21 protein-coding genes, 1 tRNA gene and 1 other RNA gene are annotated in these 18,572 nt (G+C 66.2%); 10 read left to right on the top strand and 13 right to left on the bottom strand.

The window, feature by feature from the left end:
- Positions 1-4 precede the first annotated feature (4 nt).
- Entirely contained in the window at positions 5-1,018 is a 1,014-nt protein-coding gene (locus tag U1769_RS13655) for a L,D-transpeptidase family protein (protein WP_332716861.1), read from the bottom strand.
- 112 nt (positions 1,019-1,130) lie between these two features.
- Here U1769_RS13655 and U1769_RS13660 point away from each other — a divergent pair, with 112 nt between their 5' ends.
- Positions 1,131-1,655, top strand: coding sequence for a peptidoglycan L,D-endopeptidase MepK (locus tag U1769_RS13660; protein WP_332717588.1), 525 nt, complete (start codon positions 1,131-1,133; stop codon positions 1,653-1,655).
- Between the two features lie 61 nt (positions 1,656-1,716).
- Positions 1,717-2,481 (top strand): hypothetical protein, encoded by a 765-nt coding sequence (locus tag U1769_RS13665; RefSeq protein WP_332716865.1) that lies wholly within the window; start codon positions 1,717-1,719, stop codon positions 2,479-2,481.
- An 8-nt stretch (positions 2,482-2,489) separates the two neighbouring features.
- On the opposite strand, the gene U1769_RS13670 is transcribed toward U1769_RS13665, so the two are convergent.
- The 6 genes from U1769_RS13670 to U1769_RS13695 all read right to left on the bottom strand — a co-directional run bounded on the left by U1769_RS13670 (position 2,490) and on the right by U1769_RS13695 (position 8,381).
- The gene (locus U1769_RS13670) at positions 2,490-3,545 is read right to left on the bottom strand and encodes an acyltransferase family protein (RefSeq protein WP_332716866.1); all 1,056 of its coding nucleotides are present in this window, start codon (positions 3,543-3,545) and stop codon (positions 2,490-2,492) included.
- A 79-nt stretch (positions 3,546-3,624) separates the two neighbouring features.
- On the bottom strand, positions 3,625-4,305 hold the full coding sequence (thiE, locus tag U1769_RS13675; RefSeq protein WP_332716867.1) for a thiamine phosphate synthase: 681 nt from the start codon (positions 4,303-4,305) through the stop codon (positions 3,625-3,627).
- The gene (locus U1769_RS13680; RefSeq protein ID WP_332716869.1) at positions 4,302-4,976 is read right to left on the bottom strand and encodes an O-methyltransferase; all 675 of its coding nucleotides are present in this window, start codon (positions 4,974-4,976) and stop codon (positions 4,302-4,304) included. Before U1769_RS13680 ends, thiE begins: the two co-directional genes overlap by 4 nt.
- Positions 4,973-5,371 carry a putative quinol monooxygenase gene (locus U1769_RS13685; RefSeq protein WP_332716872.1) on the bottom strand — a complete coding sequence of 133 codons (399 nt, stop codon included), beginning with the start codon at positions 5,369-5,371 and terminating at the stop codon, positions 4,973-4,975. Before U1769_RS13685 ends, U1769_RS13680 begins: the two co-directional genes overlap by 4 nt.
- The gene (locus tag U1769_RS13690) at positions 5,368-6,276 is read right to left on the bottom strand and encodes a class I fructose-bisphosphate aldolase (RefSeq protein ID WP_332716875.1); all 909 of its coding nucleotides are present in this window, start codon (positions 6,274-6,276) and stop codon (positions 5,368-5,370) included. Before U1769_RS13690 ends, U1769_RS13685 begins: the two co-directional genes overlap by 4 nt.
- A 164-nt stretch (positions 6,277-6,440) precedes the next feature.
- The gene (locus U1769_RS13695) at positions 6,441-8,381 is read right to left on the bottom strand and encodes an asparagine synthase-related protein (RefSeq protein WP_332716877.1); all 1,941 of its coding nucleotides are present in this window, start codon (positions 8,379-8,381) and stop codon (positions 6,441-6,443) included.
- Between the two features lie 373 nt (positions 8,382-8,754).
- Between U1769_RS13695 and U1769_RS13700 the strand changes: the two genes are divergently transcribed.
- Positions 8,755-9,270 carry a TlpA family protein disulfide reductase gene (locus tag U1769_RS13700; RefSeq protein ID WP_443030349.1) on the top strand — a complete coding sequence of 172 codons (516 nt, stop codon included), beginning with the start codon at positions 8,755-8,757 and terminating at the stop codon, positions 9,268-9,270.
- 13 nt (positions 9,271-9,283) lie between these two features.
- On the opposite strand, the gene U1769_RS13705 is transcribed toward U1769_RS13700, so the two are convergent.
- The 3 genes from U1769_RS13705 to gap are packed head-to-tail and all read right to left on the bottom strand — an operon-like array spanning position 9,284 to position 11,953.
- On the bottom strand, positions 9,284-10,486 hold the full coding sequence (locus tag U1769_RS13705) for a phosphoglycerate kinase (RefSeq protein WP_332716880.1): 1,203 nt from the start codon (positions 10,484-10,486) through the stop codon (positions 9,284-9,286).
- Positions 10,483-10,938 carry an MOSC domain-containing protein gene (locus U1769_RS13710; RefSeq protein ID WP_332716883.1) on the bottom strand — a complete coding sequence of 152 codons (456 nt, stop codon included), beginning with the start codon at positions 10,936-10,938 and terminating at the stop codon, positions 10,483-10,485. Before U1769_RS13710 ends, U1769_RS13705 begins: the two co-directional genes overlap by 4 nt.
- Positions 10,939-10,942: 4 nt before the next feature.
- Positions 10,943-11,953 (bottom strand): type I glyceraldehyde-3-phosphate dehydrogenase, encoded by a 1,011-nt coding sequence (gap, locus tag U1769_RS13715; RefSeq protein WP_332716885.1) that lies wholly within the window; start codon positions 11,951-11,953, stop codon positions 10,943-10,945.
- Between the two features lie 165 nt (positions 11,954-12,118).
- Here gap and U1769_RS13720 point away from each other — a divergent pair, with 165 nt between their 5' ends.
- The 5 genes from U1769_RS13720 (at position 12,119) to U1769_RS13735 (ending at position 13,572) form a co-directional block, all read left to right on the top strand.
- Positions 12,119-12,313: a hypothetical protein gene (locus tag U1769_RS13720; protein ID WP_332716888.1), complete on the top strand. Its 195-nt coding sequence runs from the start codon at positions 12,119-12,121 to the stop codon at positions 12,311-12,313.
- Positions 12,313-12,600 (top strand): cell division protein ZapA, encoded by a 288-nt coding sequence (locus U1769_RS13725; RefSeq protein ID WP_332716891.1) that lies wholly within the window; start codon positions 12,313-12,315, stop codon positions 12,598-12,600. The genes U1769_RS13720 and U1769_RS13725 overlap by 1 nt, the downstream gene beginning before the upstream one ends.
- Positions 12,601-12,627: 27 nt before the next feature.
- A non-coding RNA gene (gene ssrS / locus U1769_RS25645) (6S RNA) lies at positions 12,628-12,784 on the top strand.
- Between the two features lie 24 nt (positions 12,785-12,808).
- On the top strand, positions 12,809-13,357 hold the full coding sequence (locus tag U1769_RS13730) for a 5-formyltetrahydrofolate cyclo-ligase (protein WP_332716893.1): 549 nt from the start codon (positions 12,809-12,811) through the stop codon (positions 13,355-13,357).
- Positions 13,339-13,572 carry a DUF2842 domain-containing protein gene (locus U1769_RS13735; RefSeq protein ID WP_332716895.1) on the top strand — a complete coding sequence of 78 codons (234 nt, stop codon included), beginning with the start codon at positions 13,339-13,341 and terminating at the stop codon, positions 13,570-13,572. Before U1769_RS13730 ends, U1769_RS13735 begins: the two co-directional genes overlap by 19 nt.
- Before the next feature lie 168 nt (positions 13,573-13,740).
- Here the strand turns inward: U1769_RS13735 and U1769_RS13740 are convergent.
- Positions 13,741-13,817, bottom strand: a tRNA-Asp gene (locus U1769_RS13740).
- Positions 13,818-13,874: 57 nt separating this feature from the next.
- Positions 13,875-15,101: an AI-2E family transporter gene (locus U1769_RS13745; protein WP_443030350.1), complete on the bottom strand. Its 1,227-nt coding sequence runs from the start codon at positions 15,099-15,101 to the stop codon at positions 13,875-13,877.
- A gap of 79 nt (positions 15,102-15,180) precedes the next feature.
- Between U1769_RS13745 and U1769_RS13750 the strand changes: the two genes are divergently transcribed.
- Positions 15,181-16,647 carry an FGGY family carbohydrate kinase gene (locus U1769_RS13750; protein ID WP_332716897.1) on the top strand — a complete coding sequence of 489 codons (1,467 nt, stop codon included), beginning with the start codon at positions 15,181-15,183 and terminating at the stop codon, positions 16,645-16,647.
- Positions 16,648-16,674: 27 nt separating this feature from the next.
- Positions 16,675-17,394, top strand: coding sequence for an SIMPL domain-containing protein (locus U1769_RS13755; RefSeq protein ID WP_332716898.1), 720 nt, complete (start codon positions 16,675-16,677; stop codon positions 17,392-17,394).
- Between the two features lie 339 nt (positions 17,395-17,733).
- Here U1769_RS13755 and U1769_RS13760 read toward each other — a convergent pair whose 3' ends face one another.
- Positions 17,734-18,558, bottom strand: a complete 825-nt coding sequence (locus U1769_RS13760) for a class I SAM-dependent methyltransferase (RefSeq protein WP_332716900.1) — start codon at positions 18,556-18,558, stop codon at positions 17,734-17,736.
- Between the last annotated feature and the right edge of the window lie 14 nt (positions 18,559-18,572).

Below are 18,572 nucleotides of genomic sequence, written 5' to 3' on the forward strand. Positions count from 1 at the left end.
CGCGTCACTCCTGGAAGACCGCCGGCGTGCCCGGCTTCACCATCAGCGACAGGCGTGCCGCGTCCCAGTTGCTCAGGCGGATGCAACCATGGCTTTCGGCGCGCCCGACGGTCGATGGCTCCGGCGTGCCGTGGATGCCGTAATGCGGCTTGGACAGATCGAGCCAGATCACGCCGACTGGGCCGTTGGGGCCGGGCGGAAGCTTCGCCGCCTTGGCGCTGTCCTTGGCATCCCAGAACAGGTCCGGATTATAGTGGAAAGGTGGATTGTAGGAAGCGCCCAGGATCTTCCACGTGCCGATCGGCAGCGGATCATGCTCGCTGCCCATCGTCGCCTGGAATTGCGCGACGAGCTTCCCGTCGGCGTCCAGCACGCGCAGTACTTCGTCCGACTTGTCGACCACGACCTTCACCCCCTGCGGCTGATTGGCGTCGACGTTCAGATCGTTGAGCGTCTTGCGCCAGTCGGCCGGCAGCTTCGCGTCATAGGCCCGCGATACCGGCAGCGCATTGGGGAAGACGACGCGCGAACCGGGCGCCAGCCGGGTCCGCGGATCATTGAGCGCAAGCAGCACCTGCGGCGTGGTGTGGAACATCTCCGCCAGCTTCTCCATCGGCGAGCGATAGCCGAGCCCGGGGAGCTTGGCCTGTTCCTGCGGATCCTTCGGAAACGGATTGGTGTAAGGCCCGGCTAGCGTCTCCGCCGAAAGCGCCAGCGTCCGCGTCGGTCGCCACGCGCGATAGGCGTGAAGTGCCTGCAAGGTGGGCTGATCGATCTCGCCGCTGATCTTGAGCCCGCGATTTTCCTGGAAGCCCTTGAGCGCCGCGGTGAGCGACTTGCCGGGACGCCCGTCGAGAATGCCCGGGGAGAATCCGAGATGGTCGAGAATCACCTGGACGTGCAGGATCGTGCGATCGATCGTCTGCGCTTCCGGCGCATTTGTTCCCGTCGACGCGGCACCGACGGGGCCAACGGTTACAAATGCGAGACAAAGCGCGCCGATGGCCATTTTTCTCATCGTTTCAATATCCTATCTTCATCGTATGCACTTAGTCATGCACTCAACGACGGACGGCCCGGTTGTGTCCGATCCGAAACGAGCGGACGGGCCGATCCTGTCGCGACGCGCGCTGATCGGGGGAGCGATCGCCGGGGGCGCCGCACTTGCGCTGCCACTGCCCGCGATGGCGGCAGGCGCCGAGTGGCGGCTCGCCATCCGCAACGTCCACAATAACGAGAGCGTCGATGCGGTTTTCGCCCGTGGCGGACAGTTTGTGTCGGATGGTCTTGCCGAGCTGAATCACGGCCTGCGTGACTGGCGCACCGGCAAGGTATTCGCGATGGACCGCCGGCTTCTCGCGTTGCTCGTCCAGTTGCGCGAGAAGCTCGAGATCCGCGGCGGCCGCAAGATCGATCTCATCTCCGGCTATCGTTCGCCGCAGACCAATGCGTCACTGAGGGCCCGGGGCGGCGAGCACACCGGAGTCGCCAGCCAGAGCCAGCACATGCTCGGCAAGGCAGCGGACATCATGATTCCCGGCGTGCCGCTCGACCGGCTGCGCGGCGCGGCTCTTGCGCTGGGCGGCGGCGGGGTCGGCTATTATCCGCGCGACGGGTTCGTCCACGTCGATACCGGCCGCGTGCGCCACTGGTAGCAGACAGGGCGACGAGCCCGCCCTATAGCACGGCGCTCACGACCCTGGGGGCCGCCTTTTCATGCTTCGATTCGCCACGACCCTCGCCCGGAAGCTCACGCCGGACGCCGTAAGACCGCATCGCTATTTTGCCGCCCTCGCGCGGAGCCGAACCGGGCAGCGGGTGATCGCCGGCCCGTTCAAGGGCATGCGCTATATCGATCGATCGGTCGGCAGCGCCTATGTGCCCAAGCTGCTCGGTATCTATGAGCGCGAACTGGCGTCGGTGGTCGAGCAGATCGTCGCTTCCCGGCCATCGCTGATCGTCGATGTCGGCGCGGCCGAGGGCTATTATGCGGTCGGGCTTGCCTGCCGCCTTCCCGACACGCAGATGATCGCATTCGAAATGGAAGCGGGCGGCCGGGCCGCCGTGGCCGAGCTGGCCGCCGCCAACGACGTGGCGGACCGCGTCACCATTTTGGCAACCTGCGAACCGGAAGGACTGGGCGCTGCGCTGGACGACCAAAAGGGCGCCGTGGTGATCATGGATGTCGAAGGCTATGAGGACGTGCTGCTAGACCCGGCGAAAGTCCCCGCCCTCGCCTCGACCACTTTTCTGGTCGAACTGCACGAGTTCGCGGTCGCCGGAATCGCCGATACCATTGCGAAGCGCTTCGCCCCGACCCACGACCTGGAGCTGATCTGGGCCGAGGGCCGCAGCCGCACCGATTTCCCGTGGCGCACCATGCTCACCCGCCTGTTGCCGGCGCGCTATATCGACGGCGCGGTCAGCGAGATGCGCCCGCCGCGCATGTCCTGGTATTTCGCTCGGCCAAAGGCGGGCTAGCGCCATCGTCATATCCTCGACCCAAAGACCCTGACCGGATGCCTGGTGAGCCATTGCCGAATCCGCTCGTCCGTCTTGCTCGCCAGCCACGCCAGGAACAGCAGGATAGAGAGGAACAGGAACAGGCTTGCCGGCGCAGGGAAATCTATGACGCGCTCGACATAAATCCACGCCGCTATGAAGCACATGTGGATGACGTAGAGCGGAAATGAAATGATCCCCAGAAATATGAAGAGCGGCCGCATTGACTCGGTCGGCTCGATCCGGGCCGCGAGAAAAACCAGCAATGGCGAAGTGGCGAGGGTTACCGCAAGATCATAGGGGAGCCGCAAGCCAGCCAGAGGATCGAAGAACAGGAGCGCCATGACCGCGAGCAGAGCAAGCAGCGACCAGTTTGTCTCCTTTGCCGGGATCTTCCGCCGGTATCGGTAGAGCAACAGACCCGCGGTGAATGAGAATATGGTCCTGGCCAGCCCGCTGCCGATTTCCGTCCAATGGGTGCCGATATTGGCGTCGCCATGGCGTACGGTAAAATAGGCGAAAACCAGGCCCGACAGGATCAGGATCACAAATTCGGACGCCGCGCCGATCCGCCGGCAGATGCCGGCCCACAGGATATTCCCCCATAGTTCGTAGATCAGAGACCAGGACGGTCCGTTCAGCGGAGCAATGCTGGTCGGACCGCCGACCAGCGGAATGAACAGCAAACCGCAGACAAGGGCAACAGGCAGGATGGCGCTGGAGAGCGCATTTTCGCTTCCGGTCGCCTGTTGCGCGAGCATCTGAACGAGGCCGAGCAGCAAGCCTGCCAGGTAGAGCGGATAAAAGCGGATGAGCCGCTTGCTTGCCAGCCCGGAGACCGTGAGACTGCCCGATACGAGACGCGCGCCATAAGCCTCGGCGAGGACGAAACCGCTAAGCACGAAGAAGATGTCCACCGCCAGATAGCCACTGAGTGCCTGCTCCGGCCAAAAGCTGCCATGCGCGTGAAAGATGGCGACGCAGAGTGCGGCGACGCCCCGGATACCGTTCAGGGTATCATATCTGCGCCGCCGATCGTTCACATGATCGCCCTCGGCAAGGCGGGAACCGGGCGGGCGACCGAAAGACAGCGAAGCTGCGATTTCGGCGGCCCCTGCACGCCTAGCAAAGGATCGCTCCAAAGGCCTTCACCGCCGCGGCTTCGTCCCCGCCCCATATGGAGCCGGATACCGCGATGAAATCGGCACCGGCGGCAATCAGCGGCGGCGCGTTTGCCGGGGTGATGCCGCCGATCGCGACGCAGGGGATCTCGAACACAGTCGACCACCAGCTCAGGATCACCGGATCGGGATGGTGGCTGACGGCCTTGGTGGTTGTCGGATAGAAACTGCCGAAAGCGACATAGTCGGCCCCGGCCTCGCCCGCTTCCATCGCAAGGTGCCGGCTGTCGTGGCACGTCACGCCGATCTGCGCTGTCGGCCCCAGGACCGACCGGGCCTCGCGCGGATCGCCGTCGTCCTGGCCGAGATGGACGCCGTCGGCGCCCAAACGCTTGGCCAGCGCGATGCTGTCATTGACCAGGAACGCCACGTCGCGCTCGGCACAGATCGCGCGGAGCGGCTCGCCCAGGCGAGTCGCCTCGTGCTGATCGATGTCCTTCACGCGGAACTGGAATGCGGCCACCGGCCCGGCGTCGAGCGCGCGCGCGAGCCGATCGGGAAAGGCGCCGCCGACATCGAGCGGCGAGACGAGATAGAGCTGGCAGGGCGGCCGCCGCACGTCGCGCGTGAAGCGTGCGGCAAAGCCGGGATCGAGCGGGCCGAGGGGATCTTCTTCAGTCATGCCGCGGCGCCTAGCACGGCAAGCAGAAAGCCGTCCCATTTCTTCGCGCCGACCGTCTGCACCGCGGTCGCGCTCAGCCGCGGCTCGGCGGCCACGGCCTCGAACAGAGCGCGCGTGCCCTGGATGCGGGGATCGTCGCTCGCCGCGTCAAGCACCCCGCCCTCGCGCACGACATTATCTACGATAATCGTCGTGCCCGGCCGCGCCAAGGCGATGGCCGCCTTCAGATAGGCAACGTTGTTCGGCTTGTCGGCGTCGATGAACACGAAGTCGAATGGCCCCTCCCCCGCTGCGATCATCGCGTCGAGCAGGTCGAGCGCCGGCCCGACGCGGAGATCGACCTGCGCCGCGAAGCCGGCGCTGGCGATATTGCCGCGCGCGACTTCGGCATGATGCAGATCGAGCTCGATCGTCACCAGCCTCCCATCCGCCGGCAAGGCCCGCGCGAGCCAGATCGTCGAATAGCCGCCGAGCGTGCCGAGTTCGAGGATATGGCGCGCGCCTGCCATGCGGGCGAGCAGATGGAGCATCTTGCCCTGCGCCGCCGATACTTCGATCGGCGGCAATCCGCCCGCCTCGTTGGCTGCCAGCGCAGAATCGAGCGCCGCGTCGGCGCCGATCAGGTGAGCGGCGATATAGTCGTCGACATCCGTCCAGGCGGGGTCGTTCATCTTGTCGCGCCCGGCACGCCGCTGATCGGCCGGGTCTCGGCGACGGTATCGAAGCCGGCGATCAGCGGCCGGCCTTTCGCAATGGCATCCCGCACCGCGGGCAGCGCCAGCGACGCGGCATGCGCCGCCCTGTTTTCCCAGATTTCGGTGACCAGAAGCGAATCGCCGTCCGCCAGGTCCTCGGCCACGACATAAGCAAGGCAGCCGGGCATCGAGTCCGATCCGCCCGTCAGCGCTGCGGCGAGCGCGTCGCGCTGCCCGGGTTTCGCCTTGATCCGGCCGATCAGGCCGTAGGTTTCGCCCGCCGCAACGGCGGACACCGGCCACCCGACCGCCGCGATCGCCACGGCACCGCCGATGACGTCGCGACGACGGATGACCGGCAGCTCGCTCATTCCTCGTTCTTGTAGATGCGGATCAGCTTGTCGAGCATCGCCAGCGCTTCGTCGCGCGGCCGCTGGAAGGTGTTGCGGCCGATGATCGAGCCGTTGCCGCCGCCGTCGCGAATGTCGCGCGCGTCCTGATAGACCGCATCGGCGCCCTTGGCCGCACCGCCCGAGAACACCACGATGCGCCGGCCGGCAAAGCTCGCCTGGACGACATGGCGGACGCGGTCGGCCTGCTTCGACCAGTCGGTGCCTTCGTAGAGCGGCTTGGCTTCCTTCTGCTCGATATGATCGCTGGGCAGCTTCACCTTGATGATATGCGCGCCGAGCAGCGCGGCCATGTGCGCCGCATAGGCGCCGACATCGAGCGCGAGCTCGCCCGACTTGGGCAGCGCGCCGCCGCGGGGATAGGACCAGATGACGGTCGCGATGCCGAGCGCCTTGGCCTCGGCCGACATCTCGCGAATCTGGCCGATCATGTCGAACAGATCGTCCGAGCCGGGATAGATGGTGAAGCCGATCGCGGCACAGCCAAGCCGCACGGCGTCTTCGACGCTGGCGGTGACTGCCTGGTTGGCGCCCTGCGCCCAGCTGTTCGAGCTGTTGACCTTCAGGATGGTCGGGATCTGGCCGGCAAAGGTCGCTGCCCCCGCCTCGAGCATGCCGAGCGGTGCGGCATAAGCGGAAAGGCCGGCATCGATCGCGATCTGGTAATGATAATGGGGATCGTAAGCCGCCGGGTTGATCGCGAAGCTGCGCGCCGGGCCATGCTCGAAGCCCTGATCGACCGGCAGGATGACGAGCTTGCCGGTGCCGCCGAGCTTGCCGTGCTCCAGGATGCGGGCGAGGTTCGCCTTCACGCCGGGATTGTCGGACTCATATTTGTCGAGAATGGCCTTTACGGTCGGCGTCATCATGATCCCCTTGGCGCTACTGGATGTGATGAACGAGCTGTTAGCGAGCGATCGCGAAAGGGGCAACGGTCGTGCTGCAATGCGGCACGGGAGCCGCGGCCAGGGCGAGCGCGCGGACCGGTAAAAGCGCAGGATGCGGCGAGATCGGGCCTCCCACGCGGAGGTCAGCCGTTCCCACCCTCTACCCAGCGCAGGAACTGGCCGGCATGGAGGCTGCGGAGCAGCATGGCGCGATAGCGCGGGGATGCCGGGCCGCCGGCCTCCCGGTCCTTCGGCCATGCCTCCATAACCTTTTTCAGCTTCGGCAGGTCGAGCAGGCGCGAGGCCAGCTGGGATCGCTCCAGTCGATCGAGCTCAGCCGCCAAGGCGTCCCGATGCGGCGTCAGCCGGGCGTGCCAGTCACCATTCTGCGCGCCGCGGCGCATGTTGCCGAGCAGCGCCGCCGGCAACCGGTCAGCGAAGACGCGGCGCGCAAAGCTGCGGTGGACGCCGCCGAGCAGGAATTGCGCGTCGGGCGTCGCCAGGGCGAGATCGATGACCCGGCGATCCGAAAAGGGATCGGACCGCGTTATCCCGGTGATCGCCCGCAACGCGCCATGGCTCTCGACCTGCATGCGCGACCGCTCGACCATATACCGCGCGACGGTATGGCGCCCGCCGCTCGCCAGGGGATCGAGCGCGAGGACGGAATGCTCCAGGCACTGCTGCTCGAGCTTTTCGGCATGATAAAAGTCCGGATTGACTGCCGTGTTGCGCAGCCACGCCGGGCCCTGCCCGCGCGCGGCGCCAAGCCGGTTTCTGAGCCCGGCAGGCAACGTCCTCGACAGCGTATAGCGGACCAGGCCACGCCAGACATTTGCGGGAAGGGTGCGCCTTAGCGCGCGAAGCTCCCGGGTTAGTGCCCACCAACGGCCTTCCTCCCGCAAGGTGGAGAGATGATCCATCCCATCAGCACTGACGGTAACATTGCCCCAGCTACCCTCCAGCAAGGTGGTTGCACCGAGCTCCGCCGCGCGGCGATTCACCCCGGCGAACCAGGCGGCGTTGGAGGGCGCGCGGATCGGCATGCCGGCCTGCAGGAAGAAGCGGGCGGGATCGATCTCGAAAGACTCGACCGCATTCGACGACAGATATTCGATCTCGAGATTGGGGTGCGCTGCCGCCAGGGCGTCGACGAATGGCCGCTCATCGGCATAGCGATCGGCGGCAACCGGTTCCGCACCGCCGGGCACCGGCAGCTTGCAAAGCCCCCTGATCGTCGTCGCGGGACTGAGTCGCGCGGCCGTGGCGGCGATGGCGCTCGAATCGAGACCGCCGCTGACGGAACAGACGATCGGGCCGTCGATCCGCAGGCGGGACCGGACGGCAGCATCGAACGTGCTCCGCATCGCCTCAACATGTTCCAGGTCCGTTCGGGGCGCGGCAACGGCCTGCATCTCGGGGCGCCACAGAGCCTCGCTCTGCACCGCGCGCTCGTCGATCAGCACGCGCGCGGCCGGCCCCACATGGCGGATCGCGCGATAGAAAGTGCGATCGCCGGGATCTGCGCAGGTCAGCAACATCTCGGCCACCGTCTGCTCGTCCACATCGCGCGGCACCTGGGGCAAGGCGAGCAGTGGCCGATAGGAGGTCGCAAAGGCAACGAACCCGTCGCCGCGCGCGTAGAAAAGGGCGCGCTGCTGGCTATGGTCGCGCGCCAGCATCAAACGACCTTCGCGCTGGTCCCACAATGCCCAAGCAAAATCACCGAGCAAGTACCGTGGGGCGTCAGCGCCGAACCGCTCATATGCCTTGACGACGAGAACGCCGTCCGGCGCCGCGACATCGGCGGCGCGCAGGCCGAGGCGCTCGATCAGCTCGCTTCGATTGTCGAGCCGCCCGTCGAACATCGAAACGGCGTTGCCGTCACAGCCCAGCCCGGGCTGCGCTTCCCTGCGATCCTCAGGGGACAGAAAGCGCTGCCGGCAGACGAAAACCCCGCCGCTCACCCGTGCTACCCGCGCAGGCTGCACCAGCGCCTGGTCCAGTGCCGCGATCAGGCGCCCCTCGGTGCCGGAGGCCAGCGTCGTCCCGCCAAGCGACACCACGCCCGCGAAGCAGGTCAATCGCTAACCCGGAACGCGAAAGCCGGCGCTGCTCAAGAGAAGAGATTCCCCGTTCCGTCGGAGACCGTGTTCGCTGCGTGGTCCGTGTCGTTGGGAGCCGACGCTGTAATCACGACTGGCGTGGTCCATACCCGCCGCTCGTCGTGGTGGACCGCAACGTCAGGTTGCAAATTGTCTTTCATGGATTCCTCGCACCGGCCGTTGGGACCGGATTTGGCCTATCGGCCCCGCAGTCCTCTGTAAATGGCGTGAAGAGCATTGGCGGCCCTGTTGCCATACCCACTATGGGGTGAATCGTCGGGCGCGGGAGATCGGCCGCCACATATTGACGGAACCCGGCCCCTGCATCAGGTTCCTGGCCTGGGGGAATATCATGAAGGCATTCACACGCGGTTTGAGGATGCTCGGCCTGGGCGCGGCCGCTTTCTTCCTGACTGCCGCCAAGTCTCCCAAGGTCGGCGAGCCGGCACCCGATTTCGAGCTGACGCTGATCGATGGCTCGAAGGTGTCGCTCGGCCAGCTTCGCGGCCAGGTGGTGGTGCTCAACTTCTGGGCGACCTGGTGCGTGCCCTGCCGGGCGGAGCTGCCGATGCTGGACGCCTATTATGAAGCCCAGCAGAAAGCGGGCCTCAAGGTGTTTGCGATCTCTACCGAGGGTTCGCTCCCGCTGTATCGCTTGAAGAAGCTTTTCGCGGTGATGCACATCCCGTCGGCAAAGAAGATCAGGGGCCCCTACACGATCCTGAAAGGCGTGCCGACCAACTACATCATCGATCGATCCGGCCGCATCCGCTACGCCAAGGCGGCGGCGCTCGATCGCGACGACCTTGACCGGCTGATCCTGCCGCTGCTGCGCGAGCCGGCACCGGTCATCGCGGCGACGAACTGATCCCGGAAGTCGCCTACGCCGTCAGCGCCGCAACGCCGGGCAGTTCCTTGCCTTCCATCCATTCCAGGAACGCGCCGCCGGCGGTCGACACGAAAGTGAAGTCGTCCCCCACCCCCGCCTGATTGAGCGCGGCCACCGTATCGCCGCCGCCGGCGACCGAAACCAGCGATCCGTCGCGGGTCAGCGCTGCCGCGGTACGGGACAGTGCCACCGTCGCCGTATCGAAGGGCGGCGTCTCGAAGGCGCCGAGCGGGCCGTTCCACACCAGGGTGCGGCAATTCTTGAGCACGTCGGCCAGCGCCTCGACCGCGGCGGGGCCGATGTCGAGGATCATCTCGTCGACCGCCACCTCATGCACGTTCACCGTGCGGATCGGCGGGTTGGCGCGGAATTCCTTCGCCACCACCACGTCATAGGGCAGATGGATGGTGCAATTGGCGCGCTCTGCGGCCGCGAAGATCTCCTCCGCGGTGCCGGTCAGGTCATGCTCGCACAGCGACTTGCCGACATCGACCCCGCGCGCGGCGAGGAAGGTGTTGGCCATGCCGCCGCCGATGATGAGATGATCGACCTTCGCGACGAGATGCTTCAGCACGTCGAGCTTGGTCGAGACCTTGGCGCCGCCGACCACTGCCGCGACGGGATGCTCGGGATTGCCCAATGCCTTGTCGAGCGCGGTCAGTTCGGCTTCCATCGCCCGGCCTGCGAAGGCGGGCAACAGATGCGCGAGCCCCTCGGTCGAGGCGTGCGCGCGGTGCGCCGCGGAGAAAGCGTCGTTGACGTAGAAATCGCCGAGCTTCGCCATTTCGGCGGCGAGAGCGGGGTCGTTCGTTTCCTCACCGGCATGGAAACGGGTGTTCTCGAGGACCGCGATGTCCCCGTCCTTCAGGGTAGCGATCGCCTCGGCCGCACCTTCGCCGACACAATCCTCGATGAAGCGCACCGGGCGGCCGAGCACCTGCGAATAGGGCTTGGTCACCAGCGCCAGCGACATTTCAGGATCGCGCTTGCCCTTGGGGCGGCCGTAATGGGCAAGGATCAGGACGATCGCGCCCCGGTCGGCCAGCTCGGTGACGGTCGGCAACGTCGCGCGGAAGCGCGTGTCGTCCGTCACCGCGCCATCCGCCATCGGCACATTCAGATCCTCGCGGACGAGCACGCGCTTGCCGGCGACATCGCCGATATCGTCGAGCGTCTTGAAGCTTTGAACCGTCATTGTTCCACCCTGATGCTATCGCCGAGACGGATATCGCCGCCCTCTATCACCCGGGCCAGCGCACCGCCGCGCCAATCCGGCGTGAGCGCTGCCTTCAGTCCCGGCTCGACCTCCTCCATGCGGCTGCACGGATCGCATTCGACCATGATCTCCAGCACGACCGACTCGCCGATCCGCACCATCGCCCCGGGGCGCTGCGGCAGATCGAGTCCCTCCACCAGCAGGTTCGCCCGCCGCACCGACCAGTGATGGTCGACGCCAAGCTCGGCCATCGCCGCGTCCCAGTCGGCCCGCTCGATCAGCGAGACCTGGCGCTTCGCCGACCGGCCCGGCTTCACCGCGCCGCGAAAATCCCCGGCCAGCCCCGCCTCGATGGAGACATGGACTGACTCGAGGACTTCGATCGGTCCGCGCGGGCGGCCGTGACGGGCGATGCCGGTGAGCACGCCCATCGCCTTAGAGGAACGCGCCCATCGCGCCGGCGGTATCGACCATGCGGTTCGAGAAGCCCCACTCATTGTCGTACCAGCTGACGACGCGGACGAGCTTGCCGTCGAGCACTGCGGTCTCCAGGCTGTCGATGGTCGAGCTGGCCGACGTGTGCATCAGGTCGATCGAGACGAGCGGCTCGTCTGTGTAATCGAGGATGCCGACCAGCGGGCCGCTTTCCGATGCTGCCTTGAGGATCGCGTTGACCTCTTCCCTGGTCGTGTCGCGCTTCGGCGTGAAGGTCAGGTCGATCAGCGAGACGTCCGGCACCGGCACGCGAATCGCCGAGCCGTCGAGCTTGCCCTTGAGCTCGGGCAGCACTTCGCCGACCGCGCGGGCAGCACCGGTCGTGGTCGGGATCATCGACATGCCGGCTGCGCGGGCGCGGCGCAGATCCGGGTGGATCTGGTCGAGGATCTTCTGATCGTTGGTATAGGCATGGACGGTGGTCATCAGGCCGCGCTCGATGCCGATCGCATCGTTCAACACCTTGGCGACGGGCGCCAGGCAGTTGGTGGTGCACGATGCGTTGGAGACGATGTCGTGCCCTGCTTCGAGCTTGTCGTTGTTGACGCCGAACACCACGGTCAGGTCGACGCCCTTGGCCGGGGCGGAGATCAGCACTTTCTTCGCGCCGGCATCGATATGCTTCTGCGCGCTTTCGCGGTCGGTGAAGAAGCCGGTGCATTCGAGCACGATGTCCACGCCCAGCTCGGCGTGCGGCAGCTTGGCCGGATCGCGCTCGGCGGTCACGCGGATGCGCTTGCCGTCGACGACCAGGTCGTTGCCCTCGGCCGAAACCTTGCCCGGATATTTGCCGTGCACCGAATCGCGCGAGAACAGCCATGCATTGGACTTGGCATCGGCAAGGTCGTTGATCGCGACGAGCTCAAGTCCCGTATCGCCCCGCTCCAGTACCGCGCGTGCAACCAGACGACCGATACGCCCGAAACCATTGATCGCAACCTTCACCGTCATCGCAATTACCTCCGTCGCGGATGCCGGTCCCGGCGCGGACATGCGCAGAAGGATAACCGGCGAGTCTGATAAGCCGCGCGGTCTTTGCGGTCGGCGGAGCCCCCCGTCAACCGCCACAGGGGAAATCGATCTTGCCCACTGGCGAAGCCATGCTATCCGGGAGCGATGGCAGACGAGACGCCTCCGCCCGCGCTCGACCGTATCGACCGGGCCATTGCAAGAATAGAAGCGGCGGTTGCCGAGCGCGATCGGGCAGCCGAAACGGCCGCCCAGCGCCATGCGCAGTTGCGCGCCAGGATCGAACAGGCAGTGGCGACGCTGGACGACGTCATCGCTCGCGGCGAAGGCGGCGGCGCCTAATGGCCGACGTCACCCTCACCATCGGCGATCGCCGCCACACCGTCGCGTGTCGCGACGGCGAGGAGGCGCAGCTGCGCAAGCTTGGCGAACTGCTCGACCGCCACTGGACGACCGCGTCGCGCGCCTCCGGCGGGCTCAATGGCGAGCGGACCATGTTGTTCGTCGCCCTGATGCTCGCCGACGAACTGGACGAGGCACAGCGCCGCCCGCCGGAGGGCGCCGGCGCCGCCATGCTGGAGCAGGTGGCCGACCGGCTCGAACAGCTTGCGGCGGTACTTGAGAATTAACCTCCCAGGGCTTATATCCGTCAGTGGCGGGCACTGCCCGGTACGAGCCTTACCGATTATCCCTGAGGCGATTCTTCTTCCTAGGGGGTTGTCCCTGCGCAGGCCCTGGCCTGTCGTACATGATCCCCACCTGATGCTTTTGGCGTCAGAGGATATTCAGGCAAACGGCCATGGCGGTCCCGCCACCGCTCTGTAGGCTGGCAATGCAATGACCTTCGACAAGCCAGCCATGCGCGCCCGCATCCGTGCCGAGCGCGACCGGTTCTTCGCCGCGCATCCGCCGGCGATCCAGCCTCTGCCCCCTCTCCTGGCCCTTTTCAGGCATGGCCTGACCGTCGCTTCCTATGTGCCGCTCGGCAGCGAAGCCGATCCGTCGCTGATTGCGCGCGCCGCGGTCGAACGGGGCTGCGCGATCGTCCTGCCGCATGTCACGGTCCGGTCGGAACCGATGCGCTTCCTGGCATGGGACAGCGAGGAAGACCTGATTCGCGGGCCGCACGGCCTGCACCAGCCACATCACGAATCGACGGCGCTCGCTCCGGACATCGTGCTGACGCCGTTGCTGGCGTTCGATTCGCAGCTCAACCGACTCGGCCAGGGTGCCGGCTATTACGACCAGGCATTCGAGCGCTTTCCCGATGCGGCGCGGATCGGCGTCGCCTGGAGCGTGCAGCACGTCGAAAGCCTGCCCGCCGACCCGTGGGACGTACCCCTCCACGCCATCCTCACCGAACAAGAATGGATCACCCGCCCGTGAATACCGGTCCCAGCTGGCGCAAGCCCGTCGGCATGCTCGCCATCCTCGTCCTGATCGCCCTGTGGGTGGTGCTCGTGGCGAGCCTGTCCGGCATCGTCGGCCAGTGGCACGCGCTGCTCCAGCTTCTCTTCTATCTCGTCACGGGAATCGTCTGGCTCTGGCTGCTGCCGATGCGGCGCATGCTGCGCTGGATGGAAACCGGAACCTGGCGGTAGAGGCGTTTTCGGTAAGACGGCGCCGAGTCAGCGAAGCGACAAGCGACTTTAGAGCGAGATGACTTTAGCTAAATCGAGGGAAGCCGATTCCACGCGATGTCATTTCGCTCTAACCGCGGCCCCGGCTTGTGCCGGGGCGACCTGCGTCATCTTCGGAAATGTGAAGAATGGCGCGAGTGACGGGGCTCGAACCCGCGACCTCCGGCGTGACAGGCCGGCGCTCTAACCAACTGAGCTACACCCGCTTGGAAAGCGTGAGGCGCGGCACCTAAGCGAGGTGCCCTACCCTGTCAACAGCCCTTTCAACCGTCGTCTTCAATCGGTGGTGCTGCCCGGCCCGCGCGGTCGCGGCGCTGCTGCGTCAACGTGCCGTGTTCGAACAGGAAGCCGGCGATATCCGGCTTGCCGGCGGCACCGATCACGGTCTGGATGATGATCAGCAGCGGCACCGCAAGCAGCGCCCCCGGCGTGCCCCACACCCACCCCCAGAAGCTGAGCGAGATGAGAATCATGATCGGGTTGATCGTCAGCCGGTGGCCGACGATGAACGGCGTGATCGCATTCGCCTCCAGCAGATGCGCGCCGATCATGATCGCGGCGGGCAGCAGCGCGACCCAGATATCGGGGAAGGTCATCAGCCCGCCCAGCGCCAGCAGCATGGCCGCGACGATCGGCCCGAAATAGGGGATGTAGTTGAACAGGGCGACGATACCGCCCCACATCAGCGGATAGGGCATGCCGAGCAGCCACAAGGCGAAGGCGATCACCAGCCCGAGCGAGAGGTTGATGATCGTGATCGTCCCGAGATAGGCCGACGTATCATCCACGACGTCCTGGATTACCCGCGCGGTGGCCATGGCCCCGCCGAAGCTCGAACGGCTGGTGATCGTCCGCCGCCGCAGCCTGGTCCAGCCCGACAGGAAGAAATAAACGACCAGGATGCCGAAAAAGACCTGGACGATCGCGGTCGGCGCCGAGGTCGCGGCAAGCTCCAGGATCGAGCTGGGCGGCGTGACGGCGGTGGTCTGCGGCGCGTTGACCGGGCCGCTCGCGGCAAGATGCCGCACCGTCCGGTTCACATATTTTTCGAGGTTCGAATAGAGATCGAGTACCGGCGCGATGTTCATCTGGATCCGGTCGATCCGGTCCGGCAGGCGGCGGAAGAACTCGGTCGCCGGAACGATGATCGCCGCAAGCGCGATGTTCGCAGCCACCAGGAACAGCAGCACGCAGGTGAGCGATGCCAGGGCCGAGGGCACCCGGTGCCGCTCGAGCCATTCAAGCACCGGCACCAGCGCGATGGCGATGACCAGCGCAGCGGTGGTCGGCAGGAAGAATTCGGCGCCGGCCTTCAGCGCGAAGGGCGTGGCGAGCGCGAGGCCGATGCCGGCGATGAGCGTGAGCGCGGCGAGCAGCCGATCGCGGCGTTGCGCGATGCGCCCGTCGTCGCTCGTCTCCTCATCCAGCGGCAGGCCGAACGCGCCTTCGCCGGGGGCCTGCCCTGCGCCATGCCCGGAACCGTCCGCCACACTACACCCCTTTACGTTACGCTTACCGGGACAGCGTAGCGGCATTCCCCTGCATTGTAATCCCGGCTAGTTTCCGACAATGCGCGATCTGATCCTGGTCATCGACGAAGGCACAACCTCTACCCGGGCGATGCTGTTTGCGCCCGACGGCACCTGTCTTCACAGCGAAGCGGCCGAACTGACGCAGCATTATCCGGAAAGCGGCCGGGTCGAGCATGACGCAGCCGAAATCTGGGACAAGACCCTCGCCGTATCGCGCCGCGTGGCCGAACGCGGCGGCGGGGCCGAACGGATTGCCGCGATCGGCATCACCAACCAGCGCGAGACGGTGGTGTTCTGGGATCGCGAAACCGGCGAACCGCTGGCCCCCGCGATCGTCTGGCAGGACCGGCGCACGGCAGCGATCTGCAAGGATTTGCGCGAGGCGGGCAATGAGCCCGCAGTGCAGGCCAAGACCGGGCTGTTGCTCGATCCCTATTTTTCCGGATCCAAGATCGGCTGGGCGATGGCCAACTGGCCGCAGCTCAAGGAGGCCGGGGATCGACTGGCCGTGGGCACGATCGAGAGCTGGCTGATCTGGAAGCTGACCGGCGGACTGCACATCACCGACGCGACCAATGCCAGCCGCACCGCGCTGATGGCGATCGGCAGCGGCCAGTGGGACGACGGGCTGATCGACCTGTTCGGTGCCCCCCGCGCGGCCCTGCCGAAGATCGTCGATTGCGCCGGCCGGTTCGGCGAGACCAGTTTGTTCGGCGCGGCGATCCCGATCTGCGGCATCGCCGGCGACCAGCAGGCAGCGACGATCGGCCAGTCCTGCCTGAAGCCCGGCGAGACCAAGGCGACCTTCGGCACCGGCGCGTTCGTGCTGACTCAGGCCGGTGCAATCCCACCGACGTCGCGCAACCGGCTGCTCTCCACGATCGTATGGCAGTTGAACGGGCGGCGCGCCTATGCGCTGGAAGGATCGGTGTTCGTCGCCGGGAGCCTGATCAAATGGCTGCGCGATACGCTCCACCTGATCGGCGACGCGGCCGAGACCGAGAAACTGGCGCGCAGCGTCGATTCGAATGGCGGCGTCTATTTCGTGCCGGCGCTGTCGGGCCTGGGCGCGCCGTGGTGGGAGCCCGATGCGCGCGGGACGATCTCCGGCCTCAGCTTCTCGAGCGAGCGGGCGCATATCGTCCGTGCCGCGCTCGAATCGATGGCGCACCAGGCGCACGACCTGAAGACCGCGTTCGCGGCCGACGGCGTGGACTGGAAGACGCTCCGCATCGACGGCGGCATGGTCGCCAATGACTGGATGGCGCAGGATATGGCGGATATCCTCGGCGTGACGGTCGAACGCCCGAAATTCGCGGAGACCACTGCGCTCGGCGCGGCCATGCTGGCCGGCATCGGATGCGGGCTGTTCAGGGACCTGGAGGACGCGGCGGTGATGCGCGGCGCGGTCGAGATATTCGAGCCGAAACTGGCTGCTGGCGAACGGGACCAGCGGCTGGCCGGCTGGAAACTGGCGGTGCGCAGCGTGATTGGCCACGGATGAGCGTGCGGAGCGGGTAAGGAGATGGACATGCGTGAAACGACGATCGGACTCATGGTGGGTGGTGTGCTCCTGCTGGGTGCCTGTTCCAGGGAACCGCGCGATCCGCGCGGCGTCGGGCATGACGAGGTGCTGGTGCAGGTGACCGCCAGCGGCCAGGCCGAGACCGCGCCGAACGAAGCGCGCTTTTCCGCCGGCGTTTCCTCGATCGGCGCGACCGCTGACGCGGCAACCGCGGCCAACAACACCATCATGAACAAGGTCGTGTCCGCGCTGGAAGGTTTCGGAGTCGCCAAGGCGGACATCCAGACCCAGCGGCTGACCGTGTCCCGGATCGAGTGGGGCGCCAACAAGAACAAGTTCGAGGCGAACAACGTCGTATCGGTCCGCATGCGCGCGATCGACAAGGCCGGACCTGCTATCGCGGCAGTGACTCAGGCAGGCGCGAACGTGCTGTCCGGCCCCGACCTGCGCGTCGGCGATCCGGAAGCGGCGAGCCGGTCGGCCTACGCCAGCGCCTACAAGGCGGCACGCGCCCGTGCCGATACCTATGCCGAGGCCGCCGGCCTCAAGGTCTCCCGCGTGCTGACGATCCGCGACGGCGGCGCATCACCCGTGCCGATGGCGTATGAGTCGATGGGGATGATGGACAGGGCTGCGCCGCAAGCTCTCGCCGCTCCGCCGGTAATGGCGGGCACCAACACCAGCCAGGTGAGCGTCAGCGTCGACTTCGCGCTGGCACGGAAATAGCATCGGGGTCGCCGCGAACGAACCAACGGACAGCCCGTCCTGACCGTAGTTCGATTCAACACCGTGCCGGTAATGATACCCTGCCATCGGGCGGAGCTCCAATCGGGCGCCGCTCCGCTCTTTCTCAGGTGAATATCATTGCAGGCCCACGCCCGCCGTTTCGCGCTCGAAACAGCGTGAAGCGGGCGTTTTTTGGCGTTGTTCTTCCGCTGTTTTCCGCTGTTACGGATAACAGCGGAAAACGGATACAAGCGCCTGAAAGCGAAGCGGAAATTACGGCCTGAAATCCAACATAACAGCGGAAGAAAAAATCTCCGCCGTGAACAATCCCGCCTTGGGCTACTTCGCCGGCTTGACGAACTTCAGCGTCATCCGGTCGCTCTCCCCGATCGCCGCATATTTTTCGCGGTCCTTGTCGCCGAGGGCGTAGCTTGGCGGCAGCGTCCAGACGCCTTCGGGCCAGTCCTTCGTGTCCTTGGGATTGGCATTCACCTCGCTCGACCCCGCGAACTTGAATCCGGCAGCTTCGGCCAGCGCGCGGACGGTCGAGACCTTGATGTAGCCGCTGGTCTTTTCGCGCGCGCCGTCGGCGCTTTCGGGCAGACGGTGATCCTCTATGCCGAGCACCCCGCCGGGCTTCAGCATCGCATAGATCTCCCGGAAGGCAGCGGCGCTGTAGTCCGTCTTGTCAGCGTGGAGATAGCCCATCCGCCAGTTGTGCACGTTGCGGAAGGTAAGCACCGCATCGGCAGTGCCGGGCGCAACACCGGTGCCGCCGAGTGCGCTCGGGAAATTCGCCCGCGCGACCTTCCCATAGGTCGCGGCATCCTTGTCGAGCTTGGCGGCGATGCCGTCGGACGGGCGGCCCGGGGGCGCGACGATGGTCAGCTTGCCGCCGGCCGCGAGATAGGGTGCAAGGATCTCGGTGTACCAGCCACCGCCAGGCCAGATCTCGACCACGGAATCGGTCGGCTTCACGCCGAAGAACGCCAGCGTCTCCGCCGGATGGCGATATTGGTCGCGCGCGACATTGGCGGGCGAGCGCGTGGATGCCTCCACGGCGGCTGAAAGCACCGGCTCGGCCTGTGGGAGCGGCCTGGAAATGGCGGCGGTGCCGGCCAGCAACAGGCAGGTGGCCGAAACGGCGATGATCGACGTACGCATGAGCAATCTCTCCC

The organism is Parasphingomonas zepuensis (assembly GCF_036663735.1).
In the GTDB taxonomy this organism is placed as follows: Bacteria; Pseudomonadota; Alphaproteobacteria; order Sphingomonadales; family Sphingomonadaceae; genus Sphingomonas.

Bases quoted from the DNA above. Each gene is read 5' to 3' on its own strand.
- U1769_RS13690 (WP_332716875.1), bottom strand. From the start codon at position 6,276: ATGACGCCGACCGTAAAGGCCATTCTCGACAAATATGAGTCCGACAAT.
- gap (WP_332716885.1), bottom strand. From the start codon at position 11,953: ATGACGGTGAAGGTTGCGATCAATGGTTTCGGGCGTATCGGTCGTCTG.
- U1769_RS13725 (WP_332716891.1), top strand. From the start codon at position 12,313: ATGGCCGACGTCACCCTCACCATCGGCGATCGCCGCCACACCGTCGCG.
- U1769_RS13755 (WP_332716898.1), top strand. From the start codon at position 16,675: ATGCGTGAAACGACGATCGGACTCATGGTGGGTGGTGTGCTCCTGCTG.
- U1769_RS13730 (WP_332716893.1), top strand. From the start codon at position 12,809: ATGACCTTCGACAAGCCAGCCATGCGCGCCCGCATCCGTGCCGAGCGC.
- U1769_RS13710 (WP_332716883.1), bottom strand. From the start codon at position 10,938: ATGGGCGTGCTCACCGGCATCGCCCGTCACGGCCGCCCGCGCGGACCG.
- U1769_RS13685 (WP_332716872.1), bottom strand. From the start codon at position 5,371: ATGAGCGAGCTGCCGGTCATCCGTCGTCGCGACGTCATCGGCGGTGCC.
- U1769_RS13705 (WP_332716880.1), bottom strand. From the start codon at position 10,486: ATGACGGTTCAAAGCTTCAAGACGCTCGACGATATCGGCGATGTCGCC.
- U1769_RS13720 (WP_332716888.1), top strand. From the start codon at position 12,119: ATGGCAGACGAGACGCCTCCGCCCGCGCTCGACCGTATCGACCGGGCC.
- U1769_RS13655 (WP_332716861.1), bottom strand. From the start codon at position 1,018: ATGAGAAAAATGGCCATCGGCGCGCTTTGTCTCGCATTTGTAACCGTT.
- U1769_RS13760 (WP_332716900.1), bottom strand. From the start codon at position 18,558: ATGCGTACGTCGATCATCGCCGTTTCGGCCACCTGCCTGTTGCTGGCC.
- U1769_RS13665 (WP_332716865.1), top strand. From the start codon at position 1,717: ATGCTTCGATTCGCCACGACCCTCGCCCGGAAGCTCACGCCGGACGCC.
- U1769_RS13680 (WP_332716869.1), bottom strand. From the start codon at position 4,976: ATGAACGACCCCGCCTGGACGGATGTCGACGACTATATCGCCGCTCAC.
- thiE (WP_332716867.1), bottom strand. From the start codon at position 4,305: ATGACTGAAGAAGATCCCCTCGGCCCGCTCGATCCCGGCTTTGCCGCA.
- U1769_RS13700 (WP_443030349.1), top strand. From the start codon at position 8,755: ATGAAGGCATTCACACGCGGTTTGAGGATGCTCGGCCTGGGCGCGGCC.
- U1769_RS13735 (WP_332716895.1), top strand. From the start codon at position 13,339: ATGGATCACCCGCCCGTGAATACCGGTCCCAGCTGGCGCAAGCCCGTC.
- U1769_RS13750 (WP_332716897.1), top strand. From the start codon at position 15,181: ATGCGCGATCTGATCCTGGTCATCGACGAAGGCACAACCTCTACCCGG.